Annotated in this window: 1 rRNA gene; it reads right to left on the bottom strand. The window is 54.2% G+C overall.

The annotated features are described in order from the left end of the window. Nucleotides 1-23: 23 nt before the first annotated feature. A 23S ribosomal RNA gene (locus AC6EMZ_RS23245) occupies nt 24-716 on the bottom strand; the annotation flags it as partial.

The raw sequence follows: 716 nt of genomic DNA, 5'->3' as shown, positions 1-716 counted from the left end.
CGCCAAAACATCTTCGGCGTTGTAAGGTTAAGCCTCACGGTTCATTAGTATCGGTTAGCTCAACGCATCGCTGCGCTTACACACCCGACCTATCAACGTCGTAGTCTTCAACGTTCCTTCAGGACTCTCAAGGAGTCAGGGAGAACTCATCTCGGGGCAAGTTTCGTGCTTAGATGCTTTCAGCACTTATCTTTTCCGCATTTAGCTACCGGGCAATGCCATTGGCATGACAACCCGAACACCAGTGATGCGTCCACTCCGGTCCTCTCGTACTAGGAGCAGCCCCCCTCAATTCTCCAGCGCCCACGGCAGATAGGGACCGAACTGTCTCACGACGTTCTAAACCCAGCTCGCGTACCACTTTAAACGGCGAACAGCCGTACCCTTGGGACCTACTTCAGCCCCAGGATGTGATGAGCCGACATCGAGGTGCCAAACACCGCCGTCGATATGAACTCTTGGGCGGTATCAGCCTGTTATCCCCGGAGTACCTTTTATCCGTTGAGCGATGGCCCTTCCATTCAGAACCACCGGATCACTATGACCTGCTTTCGCACCTGCTCGAGCCGTCACTCTCGCAGTCAAGCTAGCTTATGCCATTGCACTAACCTCCTGATGTCCGACCAGGATTAGCTAACCTTCGTGCTCCTCCGTTACTCTTTAGGAGGAGACCGCCCCAGTCAAACTACCCACCAGACACTGTCCGCAACCCGGAT

The sequence above is a fragment of the Enterobacter sp. SCRI0065 genome (genome assembly GCF_059766475.1).
The sequence above is the reverse complement of the archived record's forward strand: the minus strand, read 5'-3'. Positions and strand labels throughout refer to the sequence as shown.